The organism is Bacillus sp. B15-48 (genome assembly GCF_016879755.1).
GTDB lineage: Bacteria > Bacillota > Bacilli > Bacillales > Cytobacillaceae > Mesobacillus_B.
In genome coordinates, this window is record NZ_WOFU01000006.1 from 153,119 (window position 1) to 171,525 (window position 18,407).

Consider the following 18,407-nt stretch of genomic DNA (forward strand, 5'->3'; position numbering starts at 1 on the left):
CTCTTAGCATCTTGGAAAAATTCCCTTTATTGATTAAAAGCTGTTGGGCATAATAACATTGCAACTCTTAAACAAGGAGGAGGCAGTTCATGGGCCAAAACCGTCAGTTTCGACCAGGTCAAAAGGCACCAAATAATGGGGTGTATGTTGAAATTGGGGAAACGGGAAGCAATGTAAATAACCCACAGAAAATAAAGTTGCAAGCTGGAGATTATTTTCCGGAAACCTCAAATCATAATAGGCTCTGGTCCTATAAAAGAAAACCTTAAAGAGAAGCCATCCGGGAGGGATGGCTTTCTTTTTGCATAGCGAAAGACTATAATAAAGTAAAGGTCAAAAATGGTCAGAAGGAGAGGTCCCAGTGGATATTAACTCTATGACTGAAAAAATGCAACAAGCTGTTCTTCATGCGCAGACCATTGCTGCACAGCATAGCCATCAAGAGGTGGATGACGTTCACTTGCTTTTAGCAATGCTTAATCAAGAAGAAGGGCTTGTCACAACAATCCTTAATCGTTTAGAAGTCGATGTCGAGTTTTATAAAAGGGAATTGATTACTGGACTAAAGAAACGGCCGCAAGTATCTGGAAGCGGTGCAAATACGGGAAGGTTGTATATTACTGCAAATTTACAAAAGCTTCTTGTCAGTGCGGAAACAGAAATGAACCAGTTTAAAGATGAATTTCTTTCAGCTGAGCATATTTTATTAGCTTTACAATCCGCTGTTCGAACGGATGCAAACTTATTTTTTTATAAAAATAAGATTACGAGAGAAAAGCTATTTGCAGTCATAAAAGAGATAAGGGGGAATCAAAGGGTGACGTCGCAAAATCCAGAAACAGGGTATGATGCATTAAGAAAGTATGGTCGGGATTTAGTGGAAGAAGCAAAAAAGGGGGAAATGGATCCAGTAATAGGTCGAGATAGTGAAATCCGTAATGTGATTCGGATTCTATCACGGAAAACGAAAAATAATCCTGTTATCATTGGCGAACCCGGTGTTGGGAAAACAGCGATTGTGGAAGGAATTGCTCAAAGAATTGTCCGTCGGGATGTTCCGGAAGGGTTAAAAGATAAAACGATTTTTTCGCTAGATATGAGTGCCCTCATTGCTGGAGCCAAGTTCAGGGGAGAATTTGAGGAAAGACTAAAAGCTGTATTAACTGAAGTAAAAAAAAGTGATGGCAAGATTTTGCTTTTTATTGATGAGCTTCATACGATTGTTGGCGCTGGGAAAACAGAAGGATCGATGGATGCCGGAAATATGTTAAAACCAATGCTAGCTAGAGGGGAGCTTCATTGTATTGGAGCAACTACACTTGATGAGCATCGAAAATATATCGAAAAGGATCCAGCACTTGAACGGAGATTTCAGCCAGTTCTTATCGAGGAACCGAGTGTGGAAGATACGATCTCGATCTTAAGGGGCCTAAAAGAGAGATTTGAAATCCATCATGGTGTGAATATTCATGACCGAGCCATCGTTGCCGCGGCGACACTTTCAGATCGGTATATTACTGATCGGTTTCTTCCAGATAAAGCGATTGATCTCGTTGATGAGGCGTGTGCAATGATTCGGACTGAAATTGACTCGATGCCAACTCAATTAGATGAAGTAACAAGAAGAGTGATGCAACTTGAAATTGAAGAAGCGGCATTGCAAAAAGAAAAAGATGAAGCTAGTCAAGTAAGACTACGCGAACTCCAGAAAGAGTTAGCCAATTTGCGTGAAATGGTTGGAGCAATGAAGGGCAGATGGGAAAAGGAAAAGCAAGCAATTCAAAAAGTGCGAGAGAAGCGCGAAACATTGGAGAGGCTTCGACATGAATTGGAGCAAGCCGAAAATGAATATGATTTAAATAAAGCAGCCGAATTACGTCACGGAAGAATTCCTGCTCTTGAACAGGAATTAAAACAGCTCGAAACGAGTGTGAACGAAAAAGATGAGAACTCTCTGCTTCGCGAGGAAGTAACAGATGATGAAATTGCGGCGATTGTTGCAAGATGGACGGGGATTCCCGTCACAAAATTAGTGGAAGGTGAACGTCAAAAACTCCTACGCCTTGAGAGTATATTGCATGAACGTGTTGTCGGCCAAGAAGAAGCTGTTACACTCGTAACTGATGCGGTAATAAGGGCAAGAGCAGGAATAAAAGATCCGAACAGGCCAATCGGTTCATTTATTTTTTTAGGACCGACAGGGGTAGGAAAAACGGAACTTGCGAAAACATTGGCACAAGCATTATTTGACAGTGAAGAGCAAATCATCCGGATGGACATGTCTGAATACATGGAAAAGCATTCGGTTTCAAGATTAATTGGTGCACCTCCAGGGTATGTAGGATATGAAGAAGGCGGACAACTAACAGAGGCAGTAAGAAGAAAACCGTACTCCGTTATTTTATTAGATGAAATCGAAAAAGCCCATCCGGAAGTATTCAATATTCTTCTTCAGATGCTCGATGACGGCCGTATTACAGATTCTCAAGGACGTACAGTCGATTTTAAAAACACCGTAATTATTATGACTTCGAATATAGGTTCAAACTTCCTTCTTGAACAAACAGATTTGAGTAAGGGAATCTCTGAAGATGTAAGAGAATTAGTGTTAGGGCAATTACGTAGCCATTTCCGTCCAGAATTTCTAAACCGAGTAGATGAGACGATTTTATTCAAACCGTTACAACTTGAAGAACTTAAGGAAATTGTAGTAAAACTTTTGGGCGAGTTACAAAGAAGGCTAAGTGATCAACATATTCAACTGAAGATAACAGAAGTGGCAAAGGAATATATTGCTGAAAACGGGTTTGATCCAGTATATGGTGCTCGGCCATTAAAAAGGTATATTCAACGCCATATTGAGACAATGCTAGCGAGAGAAATCATCGCAGGAAAAATAAACGAAAAAAATACCGTAGAGATTGACGTTAAAGACAAAGAAATACAAATGAAAGTAGAGTAGAAAAAAGTCATCCAGTTATTAGGATGACTTTTTTTTCTACGAAGTGCTTCCTATTGTTAAAATTTAGTGAGTTTCCCGTTGATCAATATCATCCGGAAGAATAAGTGGAACTATGTACACTAATATTGTTACTGCTACAGTGAGGATGAGACCGATTTGGAAATCAAAAGGGACTCCCACCATTGAACCGGTAACATAAACCAACATTTGTACTAGTAAGAACGTCCAGAACAAAGTCCAGAAATATTGCATATTTGTCACCTCTACCCCTTGCATTATATTCTTTCTTAATCTTACCATAAGGCTTTAAAATAATAAATAAAAGAAAAAAGAACTTGTCGCTTTAGGATATGATTAGGCTAATCTCCCATTCATTTTAAATGTAGTCTCATACATTAATATGAACAATTAGTTAAAAGGAGTATGTAAATATGGAGAGCCGGAACTTTAAACTGGATACCGAATGGAATATAATTCATTATCCCTATAAGCCAAACGGTTTCGGTATCCTAATCCTAGGAGACGAAAGACAGTTTGTCGAGAGAAAAAGTAGTTTTTGGACTCAAAATGAGGGAAAGAAGGCTTTATTGCGTGAATTTAAGGAGGCCGGGTATACTGTATTTTATTCGAATTTGTATGGAATGAATTGGGGGAGTCAGAAAGCAGTTGAATTAGCAGGAAGGCTTTGTTCTCACGTTCAACGTAATGAAATTCTCAATGATAAAATTCATGTTTTTGCGGAAGGAATGGGTGCATTGACAGCGATTAATCTATTGAAATTAAAAAAGAATATTCGTTCTTTAGTCATGCTCAATCCTATACTTTCATTAAAACAGCATTTAGAACAAGAGAAGGAACATAAGTTTTTTTATAAAAAGCTTTTACACGAAGTCTCGACTTCCTATCATATTCGCCCAGAGGAAGTTTCTAAATTATTTACAAATAAAGATGATTTTCCGTATCTGCCAAAAGAATTGCCATCGAAAATTATTCATGTCCTCGCTAGTCGGCGTTCATATCAACAGTCGGAACTTTTTAAAGAATATTATCAAAAATGGGAAAAAGAAGAGATTCCAATTTCCATTTGTTATATGGTTCCAGAGAAAAAATCGCAAATCGGACCAAAAGCAATAAATTTTTTCAAACAACATGAGCATGTCCTCTAATGGTAAATGCAATAATTTCTGCCAATTAACATAGGATACAAAGAGGAATCCATCAGGGGGACTGCTTATGGAAAGGGTTATTCTATTTCAACCATATGAATTTTTGAGTTATAGTATTTGTAAATTATTGCTCGATGAAGGGATTCAGGTAAAAACGATAACTTCTAGTATAAATGACGACCTTTTATTCACATCTGAAAAACGGATGGAAATTGGCAGGAATGCAAACTTTTATGAAAATGACTTTGATAATGATTGGACCGAATTAACGGAGGACGATCAAGAACGTATTCCTGTTATAATTCCTATTTATGATTTATTTATGAAAAAGGAAGAAATGAAGCTAGTTGCAAATAAAGATTTTCTTCCATTTCTTGATAAGTTAAAACCAGAGTTTTTCCCAATCACACTCTTGCTTCCGGAGCAATATGCATATACACCTAATCGTGACGGCGAATCGATCGAACAACTTACAGAGTTTTTATTCGAGAAAAACTATAGCTGTCAGGAGATTTATTTACCAACATTATATGGACCGTGGCAACCGGAAGAGTACTATTTTCAGCAGTTATTATTTCCGTCAAATGATAAATGTTCATTGCCTAAGTTAAATAAGCGTGAAGCAGTGACAGACGCTATTTTTATTGATGATGGAGCACAAGAAGTATTTCAGCTGCTTGGAAAAGGAGCAGGCAAATATTTATTGAGAAGTGGGATGAACCAAGGTTGGTTTCAATGTGTGGAAGAGATTTTGGCGGATAAAAGGATTCACGAGAGAGAGGACATTAACGAAATAAAATCACAATGGGAAAACCAACTGGAAATTTTAAAACAAAAAGAAGCGAATACAGGCAAGCTTCTGCAAGCCAATAAATGCTTGAATACTATTTTCGTAAAGAAATCAATCGAAAGCATAAAGGGAATCGCCCTTCAACAGAAACAATTTGAATTCTTAGTGAACTGTAAATAAAGAAATAAGGATAAAGTCTTTTCAAAAGTTTTATTAAAAAGTAAAATTATAAATAATGGTTTCTTAACTTGAGAAACAGAAAAAGCCTTAATAAGACGATTAGTTCTAAATGCAATAAAAGGAGTTGCAATACATGTTGAAGCGATTTGGGCTTATTTTGTTTAGCCTGCTATTACTGGGAGGCTGTACCAAACCTCTCTCAACAGGAAATATTGAAAAAGTAGGTCTTCTCTTACCTGATACAATCAATGAACAGGTTTGGGGGGCAAAAGGTTATCGTGGTCTCCTGAAAATACAATCACAATTTAATGTCGATGTGTATTACCGGGAGGGAATAACTACTTTAATGCAAGTAGAAGAAGCCGTGAAGCAATTTGCAGATAAGGGGGTTAACCTTGTCTTCGGACATGGCAATGAGTATGCTGTACATTTCAATAATATTTCCGAAGAATATCCATCTATTCATTTTGTTAGTTTTAACGGAGATGCAAAAAATGAGAATACAACCAGTTTGAATTTTGAAGCATATGCAATGGGTTTTTTTGGAGGAATGGTAGCGGCTCATATGTCTAATACAAATCATATTGCGACCATTGCAGCGTTTGAATGGCAACCGGAAGTGGAAGGATTTTATGAAGGTGCCAGCTTTTATAATAAAGCTGTTAAAGTGGATATTTATTATGTCGGTCATTGGGATTATGATGATAAAGCAATGAAAATTCTAGATAAGGTATTGGCTGAAGGAGCGGATGTAATTTATCCAGCGGGAGATGGGTACAATATCGGTGTGATTGAAAGGGTAAAAGAAAAAGGGTTATATGTAATCGGCTATGTGTCGGACCAATCAGATTTCGGTGAATCTACTGTTCTAACGAGTACTGTTCAGCATGTAGATAGCCTATATGAACTAGCAGCGAAAAGGTTTAATGAGGATAACCTTCCGAAAGGGAATTTGTCTTTCGATTTTCAAGATGGCGTCATTTCACTTGGGAAATTTAGCTCCAAGGTTGATGATGAATTCAAAGCTGATGTTGAGGATCAAATTTTGGTGTATATGGAAACAGGAAAACTCCCAAATCAATAAAAGAAAATTTGAGGTGGCTGCGGTAATCACATACCGCAGCCTTTTTTTATTTTTTTAGAAATTGCGTAAAGAAAGGGCGGATTTTACTAAACATAGGTTTTAGTTGTTTCGCTGATTCCATAAGTGTGTCAATTTGCGTTAGTAGCTCTTCAAGGTTTACGCTATCACTATTTTTTGATGAATCATCTTTTTGGTCATCCTGGTTTTTCTGTGATTGGGGGGGATTTGTTCTTGAACCAAACATCATCCGATCGAATGGGTGTTGGTTATCTTCCTCTTCAATCAATTCATTTTTTAGCCCTTCTTCAGCAAGTTGGTCCATCTCTTGTTCATCGCCTTCACCTATCATTTTTGTTTTTTCCCTCCTCTTCCAATATCTTCTTGTATATATTTTATGTTCATTTAGAAGAACGGGAATAGTCATTAGCGGAAGAGGACTAATTCTTTGTTGCAGAAAGACATCAGTTTCTGATAATATTAGTACCAGCTAATAATATTTGATATAAACTGAAAAAAAATAGAGAAAGCTAAAGGAGATGGTCCCATGAATGCAGGGATACTCGGTGCTGGGCGGTTCGTACCAGAGAAGGTTGTCAGGAATGAAGACCTTGAAAAAACGTTGGATACTTCGGACGAATGGATTCGCTCAAGAACGGGAATTGAAGAAAGAAGAGTTGTTGAGGGTGATGTGAACACTTTAGATTTAGCGTATAAAGCGGCTGTAAAGGCGCTAGCCAACGCAAATATTGCCCCTGAAGAAATTGATTTGATTTTAGTCGCCACTGTCACACCTGTTTATGCGTTCCCTAGCATTGCATGCATGCTCCAAGAGAAATTAGCTGCAAAAAAAGCTGCTGCGATGGACGTAAGCGCTGCATGTGCAGGGTTCATGTATGGGATTATAACAGGTAAACAATTTATTGAAACTGGAGATTATAAAAATGTTTTAGTTGTGGGTGCTGAAACGCTATCGAAAGTAACAGACTGGAATGATCGCAACACAGCCATATTGTTTGGTGATGGTGCGGGAGCGGTTGTATTAGGACCTGTAGCTGATGATAGGGGTATATTAAGTTTCGAGCTAGGGGCAGATGGTACAGGAGGAAAGCACCTCCTTCAGGAAAAATACATTATGATGAATGGTAGAGAGGTCTTCAAATTTGCTGTTAGACAAATGGGTGAAAGTAGTATTAATGTTCTAGAGAAAGCAGGATTAAGCAAAGACGATGTTGACTTCTTAATTCCACATCAAGCAAATATTCGAATTATGGAAGCCGCAAGACAGAGGTTAGAGCTACCAGTTGAAAAGGTGTCGAAAACAATTCACAAGTATGGGAACACTTCCTCCGCTTCTATTCCTATTTCAATTGTTGAAGAATTAGAGGCAGGTAAGATTAAGGATGGAGACGTAGTTGTGATGGTTGGCTTTGGTGGTGGCTTAACTTGGGGCGCAATCGCCATGCGTTGGGGACGTTAAAATAGCGCATATAAGGGAGATGAAAAAGGTGGAAAAACGCAGAGTAGTTGTGACGGGACTAGGGGCAGTTACCCCTGTTGGAAATGACGCTGACACTAGCTGGAAAAACATCCTCGCTGGTCTGTCTGGGATTGAGAAAGTCACGCGTGTAAATGCGGATGAATATCCAGCCAAAGTTGCTGGTGAGTTAAAAGATTTTAACATCGAAGGTTTTATCGATAAAAAAGATGCACGAAAAATGGATCGCTTTACGCAATATGCGGTCGCTGCATCAATGATGGCTGTAAAAGATGCGGAATTAAAAATCACTGATGAAAATGCTCCTCGTGTTGGTGTATGGATTGGATCTGGAATTGGTGGAATGGAAACGTTTGAGCAACAACACGAAACATTTTTAAAGCGTGGATATCGCCGAGTCAGTCCATTTTTCGTACCAATGCTGATTCCTGATATGGCGACTGGCCAGGTATCCATTATGCTTGGAGCGCGTGGATTCAACTCCTGTACAGTAACAGCATGTGCGACAGGAACTAATTCCATCGGGGATGCCTTTAAAGTTATTCAACGAGGCGATGCCGACGTAATGGTAACCGGAGGTGCAGAAGCACCGATTACAAAGATGAGTTTTGCTGGTTTTTGCGCAAACACTGCTCTCTCAACGAATCATGATCCAAAAAGTGCGAGTAGACCTTTTGATAAAAATCGTGATGGGTTTGTAATGGGGGAAGGTGCAGGGATTATTGTTCTTGAAGAACTTGACCATGCGATTGAACGTGGTGCAAAAATTTATGCAGAAATAGTCGGCTATGGCGCGACGGGAGATGCTTATCATATTACGGCTCCTGCACCAGAAGGTGAAGGTGGTGCGCGTGCGATGAAGATGGCACTAGATGACGCGGGTCTGAGCCCTGAAGATATAGGCTATATTAATGCACATGGGACGAGTACAGAGTATAATGATAAATTTGAGACAATGGCAATAAAAAATGTATTTGGTGAACATGCTTATCGGTTGGCTGTTAGTTCAACAAAATCCATGACAGGGCATCTCCTTGGCGCGGCTGGAGGAATAGAAGCGATCTTTACTGTTATGGCGCTAAAGGAAGGCATCTTGCCACCGACGATTAATTTAGAGACGCCTGATCCAGAATGTGATCTTGATTATGTCCCGAATGAAGCACGTAAAAGTGACATTCAAGCAGCAATCAGCAATTCACTAGGTTTTGGCGGTCATAATGCGACAATCGCTTTAAAGAAATACGAAGCGTAAAAAGGTCTAAATCCATTTATTTGGATTTAGACCTTTTTTTTTAATGTCTAGCTCCAGCGCCTAGCCCCGACTGGTCTAGCCACTCCAGATTTGAAGACAAAGGGCGTCTTCTAATCTGGAGCGTCTTATGTTTGTCGCGGCTGACCAAGGCGCTTGCGCTTTTCTTTGTTCTATCATTTAAATGAACAGAATTAGAATTGTAACATAAGATAAAATGAACTTTTTCTCCTACTATTAAGGGGGTGGTTTTATGGGAGTCATTCGCACAGATGAATGGTTAGAGACTGACTTTTCTCAGCCGATAGAGATGTGTAGTAAGTTTAAACATTTATTCGGGAATGATGATTCGAGGAATATTTATCAATATTTATCCGGTTTTGGGATGTACAGACCGAATCGCCAATCCTATTTCTTTTATGAAGAAATGAAAAATCAGAACATCTGGGATAAAGTTGCTAAGTATTTTCATTTTTATCGAAAAAAGTGGGGTGGTCCAAACATTCCAGTTTACTTGTTTCCACTATCATCTGTTGGTGGATTTAGAAGAAGAGAAGAAGTAGCGGTGAAATCAGGTGTATCATTTAAGGATAAAATGTTTCTCTTTATAGGTCCTGTAAATGACGAAAAAGAGATAGAAGCTCTGTTTGTTCATGAATATCATCATGTTTGCCGAATGAATAGGCAGGATAAAAGTTTAAAAGACTATACATTATTAGACTCAATTGTGATGGAGGGATTGGCTGAAAACGCAGTAAAGGAATTTTGTGGTGAGCAGTATGTGGCAAAATGGAGTACTCATTATTCAGCTGAAGACTTGGAAAAAAATTGGACTCGGCATATTAAAGAAAATTTGCAGTGCAAGAAACATAATAAAATTCATGATGAAATTCTGTTTGGACATAAAGGATATCCACCAATGATTGGTTATGCCCTTGGGTATGAACGCGTTTCTCAATACAGGAAAAAGCACAAAATATCCATTGAAGAATCTTTTCGAATTCCAGCCGAAAAGTTAATAAACATAGAATGAAAATACTGTCACAACAGATGGTTGGATCCCTATATATTTTAGATTCATAGCAACTTATCTACACTGCAAAATGAATTGCAGTGTTTTTCTTTGAATAAAAAATGACTGGAAAATAGATTTCCTTTAGCTATCAAATAAGGAATAAATTTACTGGAACCTGACCATACTGAGTGCAAAGAGTAACTTGGAAGCGAGGGATTGTGACATGTTGTATCTTCATGATGTTTGGGTCAATTGGTTTGAAGGGGAAGAAAATGGATACAATGTATGCCATTTTCATGAATGGAGAAAAGATGATACTGTGGAATTGTTGGATCAGGTACCGCTCTTAAAAATTGATTCTCTATTATTCCAATACATAGAAAATGATTTATCTGAGTTGCCACAGCAATTATTAGATGATATTTATCAAAAGGGTTTTCTTCGAAAAAATCACGAACGGGTTCAGTTAGATTATTGTTTTGTTGTTTCAGATGGAGTAGGAATTTTAGCTGTTGACACAATTGGATATAATATTCCAATTCGAAAAAGCAGATTAATTCCTAGACAAGAACAATTAGTTTTTGAAATGCTTGAAAACCAAGAAACACAGAGTTATAACTTTAATGATCAATCTTCATTGAAAGATTATCATATTTTATCTCCATCTCCTGATTTAATGAGGGGATTAACAAGGAAGGAACGGCAGTTAAAGCAATTGCTGTTTATGGCTATGGATCAGCTTCATTCATCGCAAAATGCCGCTGAAGTAAGATACTGGCTCACGGAATGGAGTCCTGAGAATTACGAAAAAATCCAGCAGCTATCATTTGAAGAAGTGTGGGAGCAGCTATATGACGAAACGAAGTTCGGCTGGTCCAAAAAGCATTATGCCTTTTGTGAAAATATCATAAAAGGACAGTCTTTCTTTGAAAAACTATGGGAATTAGAACATGGATCAAAAGTAAATTAGAAAAGGAGCCCCTGGCTCCTTTTCTTTTTACTTTCTTTTTCGTCCTAGTCCCATCGCGTTTTCCATTTTTTTAAGCATTTTATTGGCAACTTGATTCGCCTTTTCCGCACCTTTATCAAGAATATCATCTAGTTCGGAAGATTCCATAAGGTGATGATATTTTGTTTGTACAGGTTCAATTGCTTCAATAACGACTTGGGCAACATCTGCTTTAAAATCTCCATATCCTTTACCTGCATATTCTTGTTCAATTTCGGTAACTGTGCGATTTGTGAGAATGGAGTAAATAGACAGTAAGTTAGAAATTCCTGGCTTCTTTTCTTTGTCAAATTTGACAATTCCCTCTGAATCAGTAACAGCGCTTTTAATTTTCTTTTCAATTTGTTTTGGTTCATCTAACATTGAGATAAATGCTTTTTGGTTTGGATCAGATTTGCTCATTTTCTTTATTGGATCTTGAAGAGACATTACTCTTGCTCCTATTTTCGGTATTCTTGCCTCCGGGATCGTGAAAATGTCGTTATATTTTTTATTGAAACGCTCTGCTAAATCTCTTGTCAATTCGATATGTTGCTTTTGGTCTTCTCCTACAGGAACAAGATCTGCACTATATAGGAGAATATCCGCTGCCATAAGCGGTGGATAAGTAAGCAGTCCTGCTGAGACAGCTTCTTTTCCTGCTGATTTATCTTTGAATTGGGTCATTCTTTCTAGTTCTCCAATGTAGGCAACACATTGCATCATCCATCCTGCCTGAGCATGAGCTGGGACTTCAGATTGGATAAACAGCGTTGCTTTATCTGGATCAATTCCAGAAGCGACGTATAAAGCTGCAAGACTGCGGATATTATGGCGCAGCTTTAATCGATCTTGTGGGACAGTAATCGCATGTTCATCAACAATACAAAAATAACAGTTATATTCATCTTGTAATTCGACAAACTGATTCATCGCTCCAATGTAGTTCCCGAGTGTAATCGTTCCACTTGGTTGAATTCCTGAAAAGATTGTTTTCATCTAACAAACCTCCAAAAAATAATGAAAATAAAAAAGACCATCCATCCCTAAAAAAAATAGGGACGAATGGTCCGCGGTGCCACCCTAATTACTCTTAATCAAGAGTCTCTTGCCATGCAAACTTTGCATGTACCCTTTAACGCGGGATACGTCTCCTGCTACCTTTTCGTGTTCACAGTAGAGGCTCGAAAGTCCATTCCACAAGCTAAGTTGTTTGTTCTCACCAACCACAAACTCTCTTAAAACTTAGTACAGGTGTACTACTCTTTGTCATCGCCGTTCATAAACTATATGTACTTGAGAAAATTATAAATCACTCTTTCGTTAGAATCAAGGAAACGATGGCGTTTTGTGGACACAAATAGGTCTAAAAGTTTAACTCTTAGACCTATGTTTGGAGTTGATTTAAAAAGGGTATGATAAAATGTCCCGTTTATTTCTTGTTGCCACCAACATTCTTCCAGCCTGTTTGCATGCTTACTGATTGATCGACAATCTCATTTTTTGTTTTTCCACCAAAGAGCTTAAGACCAATTGCATTTGAAATGATACCATTTGTAGCAGTAGTCCCAATAATGATAACAGCAACAATTGCTAAATCCACGATGTATTCAACCATAATATACCTCCACTCCGCCCAGTTCATTCGTATAAACAATCGGACACTATGATATATTGCTTCTCTCTTATTGTAAAAGAAAATCAAACTTATTAAAAGTAGGAAAGAGGTAAAAAAAACAAATTGTATAGAAAACTTTGTATTAATGGAAAATAATCAAAAAGGGGTAGTTTTATGCACTGGTATGAAAAACTAAATCAATACTTCCCAATAGAGGAAATGAAGTCAAAAGAACATATGGAGACTTTGTTAAGGGAACGTCCTGAGATTTACCATAAGGATGAAGGGGTACATCACGTTCTTATGTATGTGGAACTAGTTGACTTTGTTTTTATTGACTATTTATTTGTTTCAAAAGATGCAAGAGGGCAGGGGCTAGGTCATAAGCTCCTTTCTAAATTAAAAGCAAAGGGAAAACCGATTATTTTAGAAGTGGAGCCAGTGAATTATGAAGATAGTGATACTGAGAAACGACTCAAATTTTATAAACGTGAAGGTTTTATCCATGCTAGCTCGATTGGTTATAGCCGTCGTTCGTTAGCAACGAATAAAAAAAATGAGTTAGAAATTTTGTATTGGCCACCAAATAATGAGTCAGAGCAATTAATTTTTGATGCAATGAAAAAAACGTATAAAATGATTCACACGTATAAGGACAAAGAAATATATGGTCAATCGTATGAACCAGTAGATAAAGTACTAACGAAGAAGGAAAATCAGGATGATTTATTAGAAGACATTTAAATAGAGCAAAATCACCATACGGGTGATTGTGTTTTCGTTTTTTCATTTTCATTTTTATTTTTTAATTGAGAAAAAGAAAAAAATATGAATTTGGGTTTTAAATTTAAAAATATTGGGAAAAAGTATAAGTCAACATACAAATCCCTAAAAGAATAGCTCAAAAATAAAAGTTAGAAAAGATTTCATGAGCATTGAAACCTTTTTTAATATTAACTCGTTATATATAGTACTGATTAATAGGCACATAAAGTTTTTGTAAAAAATGATACACTTTGTCCAATGGATGATGTATAATTTAACTATAGAGATTACAAAATTATATTCATTTTAAATTAATAATGTACGCATACTTGCTACTTAGTATATGAAATAAAGTTTATACATTAAGGAGTGTGATAGAAAATGGTCACTTTATACACTTCACCAAGTTGTACTTCTTGCAGAAAAGCAAAAGCATGGTTAGAAGAGCATGATATCCCGTATAAGGAGCGCAATATTTTTTCTGAACCATTAACCTTCGACGAGATTAAAGAGATTTTACGTATGACTGAGGACGGAACAGATGAAATTATTTCAACACGTTCAAAAACTTTTCAGAAACTGAATGTGAATCTTGAAACATTGCCTCTTCAAGACTTATATGTACTGATTAAAGAAAATCCGGGCTTGTTACGTCGTCCAATCATCATCGATGAAAAACGGCTCCAGGTTGGGTACAATGAGGATGAAATACGCCGTTTTCTTCCGAGAAAAGTTCGGACTTTTCAACTTAGGGAAGCTCAGCGCCTTGTAAACTAAATGATAGGCCTCCGGACCGTATGGAACGGGGGCTTTGCTCTATTTGAAATCTCCATCCATACCTGTTACAATCAAAGGAATCATCCTGCTATTAGTGTTATTCGTGATTAATGAACAAAATTTTAGGCATTAGCCACTTTTAAAATTGGGTGTGTTTTTGTTTCCCATTTTTATTATTTTATCATAAAATAGTGGTACAAGATTGCCACTATGGCTATCCTAGAATAGACTTAATTGCCATATGTTTTAATAGTTGTGTTGGGAGTGTTTGAATAGTCTTGCGGGGGTATTTAGTCCCTTCAATTCCTGCCTGGAAGGGAGAGAAAATGAATGGAAATTGAGCGAATCAATGATAATACGGTCAAGTTTTATATTTCGTATATTGATATAGAAGAAAGAGGGTTTGACCGCGAAGAAATTTGGTACAACCGCGAACGTAGTGAAGAACTCTTTTGGGAAATGATGGATGAGGTTCATCATGAGGCTGAATTTGTTGTTGAAGGACCATTATGGATTCAAGTTCAAGCTCTTGAAAAAGGGTTGGAGGTATTGGTTACAAAAACTCAGGTAAGTAAGGATGGGCAAAAGTTCGAACTCCCGATTTCTGATGAGAAGTTAGCCGATTTTCCTGTTGATGAACAAATTGAAGAAATGCTGGATCAAAATTTCAACCCTAAAGGACAGCAAGGGATGAGGGATACACAATCATCCTTTATGGATCAACTTCAATTCCTGCTTGTCTTTAAAGACTTGGAAGATTTAATCGCTCTATCCAAAAGGACCGAGCTAGATGTGATAAAGACGAGCATGTATAGTTATGAGGGAAGATACTATCTGCTTATCGATTTCTCCGACTTTGAAGAGGAAGATGAAGAAGAGATCGATGATTATTTGAGCATTTTTCTTGAATATGGAATGGAGTCAAACATGACTAATCATCGTATTGAAGAATATGGGAATAAAATACTTGATGAGGATGTTTTCCAAACATTAAGAAAACATTTCTAAATAAAATAAACTGAAAAAAGTAAAGCTTGCTTCTACATTTAGAAGTAAGCTTTTTATTTTTTTCTTAAAGGTTTTTTTCGGTTGAGCGGCGAATAGTAGGAAAGAAAGGTGGTAGATTTATGTTAGTTGCCTGTAGAAAGAACGGCGAGAAACTTTCCTTAGGCGATCATTTCGATAAGGATGAGTTAGTTCAATCACGAAAAAAGGAGGAATTTTTTTGTCCAGAATGCAGAGAAAGAGTTGTCTTAAAGTTGGGTGATAAGAGAATATGGCATTTTTCGCATCAGAAGGGATCAAACTGTCCTTCAAAATATGATAGAGAATCAAGTTATCATTTATCAGGAAAACTCCAACTTTATCAGTGGTTAAATAAAAGAACAACGAAAGCTCAGCTTGAACAATACTTTCATACGTGTAAACAAAGAGCTGATATTGCCTTTGAATGGAATCGTCAGTTGTTTTCAATCGAATTTCAATGTTCCCCGATTCGAGAAGAACTGTTCATTAATCGAACGGAGGGTTATCAATCAAATAGGATTACGCCGATTTGGATTATAGGTGGGAATCAAATAAATAGATTGGCCTCTAATCTCTTCTCATTTAACCATTTTCAGTATTTATTTTTAAGAAGGCAAGATACGAGGTGGTTTGTCATTGCCTATTGTCCAGATGTCAACCAGTTCATTTTCCTGCATGATCTCCTACCGATTTCACCTAAAAAAGTTTTGGCCTCAATGACAATTCTCCCGAAATACGAGATAGATATCTATCAATTGCTTCATCTAGTCCCACTAAAAAGGCTTCCACTCAGTTGTTGGATTCATGAACTTCAAAAGTTAAAAACAAGTTATTACAGCTATCCAGACTTTTCTCAGCGGACATTTCTCGAAACCCTTTATAAAAACGGTTTAAATCTGCTCACGTTTCCTTCAGAAATTGGCTTACCAGTTCGATCATCGCCCTTCATTGAAACTTCTCCGCTAGTATGGCAGACCTTTCTTTATTTAGATATTCTCCGTCATTTGAAAACTGGCAATATTTTTTCCTATTCAAACATTTATCACGCATTTTTGATAAGAATGAATAAGCAAGAAATAAAAATACGTCAGTTTCCACTAGTTGACCATGGAAGTTACGAACTTGCGATCCGAGAGTATTTATATCTCCTAGTAAAAATGGATATTTTAACGCAAATAGACGAAAACAGGTATGCCATGAACCGCCCATTTAAAATCCCATTAAATACTGAGGGACAGGTAGAAAATGAAAAACAATTTTATCATAATAATGAAAAAATGATTTACGAATCTTTATGACCAGTATTTGCTGGTGATCAGATGGAACATAAATCATAGGTAAATATAATATAATGAAATGATTATCGTCATTAATGGGAATCTTAGTAAATAAGCAGGACTTTTTATTCATTTATAGAACATAAAACATGATAGACTATTTTTCGTAGACCGAAATAATGAATGGAGGATGAGCATGACAAACGAGGGAAAAGTTAAAAAGCTGCCAACAAGAGACGAAGTTCCTGTTGAGGATACGTGGAGACTTGAAGATATATTTGAAAGTGATGATCAATGGGAGCAGGAGTTTAAAGAAGTGAAAGAGCTGTTACCAGCCATTCAAGACTTTCAAGGGAAACTTGGTGAAAGTGCAGAAATATTGCTTCAAGTCCTTCAATATCAGGATAAACTCCTAGAACGGCTAGGAAAACTATATACATATGCGCATATGAGATATGATCAAGATACAACAAATTCTTTTTATCAAGGGATGAATGATCGAATCAGTAATCTTTATTCACAAGCTGGGAGCGCGCTGGCGTTCATTGTTCCTGAACTATTAACGATCGATGAACAGAAGTTGAAAGGCTTTTTAGCCAATAGCGAGTTAAAGATGTATGAACATGCACTTGAAGAAATTAACCTTCAACGTCCACATGTTTTATCTGCCGAACAAGAGGCGCTTTTAGCGGAGGCCTCAGAAGTTATGAGTTCTCCAGCTAATACATTTGGAATGTTAAACAACGCAGATTTGGCATTCCCAACGATAAAAGATGAAAATGGGGAAGATGTAGAAATTACACATGGTCGTTTTATTCGTTTTCTCGAAAGCGAGGACAGACGTGTTCGCGAAGATGCTTTCAAAGGAGTTTACGAGACTTATGGAAAGTTTCGCAATACCTTTGCCAGCACTTTAAGTGGAAATATTAAAAAAAATAATTTTAATGCTAGAGTTCGAAAATACGACTCTTCAAGACATGCAGCGTTAGCAGCGAATAATATTCCTGAGAGCGTTTATGAGAATTTAGTTGAAACGATTAATGACAATCTTCATCTGTTACACAGGTATATAAAGCTTCGCAGGAAAGTGTTAGGCGTAGATAAACTTCATATGTATGATCTATATACACCATTAGTTAAAGATGTAAAAATGGAAATTCCATACGGTGAAGCGAAAGAACTCATTCTTAAAGGGTTAGCACCTATGGGGCAAGAATATATTGAATTGTTAAAGGAAGGCTTTGAAAATCGATGGGTTGATGTTCATGAAAATAAAGGGAAGCGTAGTGGAGCTTATTCTTCTGGAGCATATGGTACAAATCCATACATTCTTATGAACTGGCAAGATAATGTGAATAATTTATTTACACTGGCTCATGAGTTAGGTCATTCACTGCATAGCTATTATACAAGGGAGACACAACCGTATGCATATGGTGATTATTCTATTTTTGTAGCGGAAGTAGCTTCTACATGTAATGAAGCGTTGTTAAACGACTATTTGTTGAAATCAATTAATGATGAACAAAAACGCTTGTACTTATTAAATCATTACCTTGAAGGATTTAGAGGAACAGTATTCAGACAAACGATGTTTGCAGAATTTGAGCATCTAATTCATCAGCAAGTACAAAATAATCAAGCGTTAACTGCTGACTCTTTAACGAAAGATTATTATGCGCTAAACAAGAAATATTTCGGTGAAGAAGATATCATTATTGATGAAGAAATTGGATTAGAGTGGTCGCGAATTCCACATTTTTATTATAATTACTATGTTTATCAATATGCAACAGGATACAGTGCGGCTACAGCATTAAGTAAACAAATTCTGGAAGAAGGGGAGCCTGCAGTAAACCGTTACATCGATTATCTTAGGGCAGGAAGCTCTGATTACCCTATAGAAGTATTGAAAAAAGCTGGAGTGGATATGACGAATTCAAAACCGATTGAAGATGCTTGTAAAGTATTTGAGGAAAAGTTGAATGAAATGGAGTCGCTGTTATCTTAATAAA

General features: G+C 37.1%; 18 protein-coding genes and 1 other annotated feature. Of the genes, 14 read left to right on the top strand and 4 right to left on the bottom strand.

What is annotated here, in order from left to right; genetic code table 11:
- Positions 1–89 precede the first annotated feature (89 nt).
- Positions 90–269: a YjzC family protein gene (locus GNT69_RS18435; protein WP_203556455.1), complete on the top strand. Its 180-nt coding sequence runs from the start codon at positions 90–92 to the stop codon at positions 267–269.
- A gap of 92 nt (positions 270–361) precedes the next feature.
- Positions 362–2,962: an ATP-dependent chaperone ClpB gene (gene clpB / locus GNT69_RS18440; protein ID WP_343206521.1), complete on the top strand. Its 2,601-nt coding sequence runs from the start codon at positions 362–364 to the stop codon at positions 2,960–2,962.
- Between the two features lie 63 nt (positions 2,963–3,025).
- Here clpB and GNT69_RS18445 read toward each other — a convergent pair whose 3' ends face one another.
- The gene (locus tag GNT69_RS18445; protein WP_203556600.1) at positions 3,026–3,214 is read right to left on the bottom strand and encodes a YjzD family protein; all 189 of its coding nucleotides are present in this window, start codon (positions 3,212–3,214) and stop codon (positions 3,026–3,028) included.
- A 179-nt stretch (positions 3,215–3,393) separates the two neighbouring features.
- On the opposite strand from GNT69_RS18445, the gene GNT69_RS18450 reads away from it, so the two are divergent.
- The 3 genes from GNT69_RS18450 to GNT69_RS18460 all read left to right on the top strand — a co-directional run bounded on the left by GNT69_RS18450 (position 3,394) and on the right by GNT69_RS18460 (position 6,182).
- The gene (locus GNT69_RS18450; RefSeq protein WP_203556456.1) at positions 3,394–4,128 is read left to right on the top strand and encodes a hydrolase; all 735 of its coding nucleotides are present in this window, start codon (positions 3,394–3,396) and stop codon (positions 4,126–4,128) included.
- Between the two features lie 67 nt (positions 4,129–4,195).
- Entirely contained in the window at positions 4,196–5,098 is a 903-nt protein-coding gene (locus GNT69_RS18455) for a hypothetical protein (protein ID WP_203556457.1), read from the top strand.
- Between the two features lie 133 nt (positions 5,099–5,231).
- Entirely contained in the window at positions 5,232–6,182 is a 951-nt protein-coding gene (locus GNT69_RS18460; RefSeq protein WP_203556458.1) for a BMP family ABC transporter substrate-binding protein, read from the top strand.
- Positions 6,183–6,228: 46 nt separating this feature from the next.
- Here GNT69_RS18460 and GNT69_RS18465 read toward each other — a convergent pair whose 3' ends face one another.
- Positions 6,229–6,531, bottom strand: a complete 303-nt coding sequence (locus tag GNT69_RS18465) for a hypothetical protein (RefSeq protein WP_203556459.1) — start codon at positions 6,529–6,531, stop codon at positions 6,229–6,231.
- Positions 6,532–6,726: 195 nt separating this feature from the next.
- On the opposite strand from GNT69_RS18465, the gene GNT69_RS18470 reads away from it, so the two are divergent.
- The 4 genes from GNT69_RS18470 (at position 6,727) to GNT69_RS18485 (ending at position 10,911) form a co-directional block, all read left to right on the top strand.
- Positions 6,727–7,659, top strand: a complete 933-nt coding sequence (locus tag GNT69_RS18470) for a beta-ketoacyl-ACP synthase III (RefSeq protein WP_203556460.1) — start codon at positions 6,727–6,729, stop codon at positions 7,657–7,659.
- A gap of 28 nt (positions 7,660–7,687) precedes the next feature.
- Positions 7,688–8,929 (top strand): beta-ketoacyl-ACP synthase II, encoded by a 1,242-nt coding sequence (fabF, locus tag GNT69_RS18475; protein ID WP_203556461.1) that lies wholly within the window; start codon positions 7,688–7,690, stop codon positions 8,927–8,929.
- A gap of 250 nt (positions 8,930–9,179) precedes the next feature.
- Positions 9,180–9,959 carry a DUF2268 domain-containing putative Zn-dependent protease gene (locus GNT69_RS18480; protein ID WP_239094327.1) on the top strand — a complete coding sequence of 260 codons (780 nt, stop codon included), beginning with the start codon at positions 9,180–9,182 and terminating at the stop codon, positions 9,957–9,959.
- Between the two features lie 205 nt (positions 9,960–10,164).
- Positions 10,165–10,911, top strand: coding sequence for a YjbA family protein (locus GNT69_RS18485; protein WP_203556462.1), 747 nt, complete (start codon positions 10,165–10,167; stop codon positions 10,909–10,911).
- A 27-nt stretch (positions 10,912–10,938) separates the two neighbouring features.
- Here the strand turns inward: GNT69_RS18485 and trpS are convergent, their stop codons facing one another.
- Together trpS and GNT69_RS18495 are read right to left on the bottom strand one after the other, a co-directional pair.
- Positions 10,939–11,928: a tryptophan--tRNA ligase gene (gene trpS, locus GNT69_RS18490; RefSeq protein WP_203556463.1), complete on the bottom strand. Its 990-nt coding sequence runs from the start codon at positions 11,926–11,928 to the stop codon at positions 10,939–10,941.
- A gap of 55 nt (positions 11,929–11,983) precedes the next feature.
- Positions 11,984–12,211 (bottom strand) — a binding site (T-box leader).
- Positions 12,212–12,361: 150 nt separating this feature from the next.
- On the bottom strand, positions 12,362–12,547 hold the full coding sequence (locus tag GNT69_RS18495; RefSeq protein ID WP_203556464.1) for a hypothetical protein: 186 nt from the start codon (positions 12,545–12,547) through the stop codon (positions 12,362–12,364).
- Positions 12,548–12,721: 174 nt separating this feature from the next.
- Here GNT69_RS18495 and GNT69_RS18500 point away from each other — a divergent pair, with 174 nt between their 5' ends.
- From GNT69_RS18500 to pepF, 5 genes are all read left to right on the top strand, one after another.
- Positions 12,722–13,291, top strand: a complete 570-nt coding sequence (locus GNT69_RS18500) for a GNAT family N-acetyltransferase (RefSeq protein ID WP_203556465.1) — start codon at positions 12,722–12,724, stop codon at positions 13,289–13,291.
- Positions 13,292–13,693: 402 nt separating this feature from the next.
- The gene (gene spxA / locus GNT69_RS18505) at positions 13,694–14,089 is read left to right on the top strand and encodes a transcriptional regulator SpxA (protein WP_203556466.1); all 396 of its coding nucleotides are present in this window, start codon (positions 13,694–13,696) and stop codon (positions 14,087–14,089) included.
- A gap of 330 nt (positions 14,090–14,419) precedes the next feature.
- The gene (gene mecA / locus GNT69_RS18510) at positions 14,420–15,097 is read left to right on the top strand and encodes an adaptor protein MecA (protein WP_203556467.1); all 678 of its coding nucleotides are present in this window, start codon (positions 14,420–14,422) and stop codon (positions 15,095–15,097) included.
- Between the two features lie 119 nt (positions 15,098–15,216).
- A complete protein-coding gene (locus GNT69_RS18515; RefSeq protein WP_203556468.1) occupies positions 15,217–16,413 on the top strand; it encodes a competence protein CoiA in 1,197 nt (398 codons plus the stop codon).
- A gap of 175 nt (positions 16,414–16,588) precedes the next feature.
- The gene (pepF, locus tag GNT69_RS18520; protein ID WP_203556469.1) at positions 16,589–18,403 is read left to right on the top strand and encodes an oligoendopeptidase F; all 1,815 of its coding nucleotides are present in this window, start codon (positions 16,589–16,591) and stop codon (positions 18,401–18,403) included.
- The last annotated feature ends 4 nt before the right edge of the window (positions 18,404–18,407 follow it).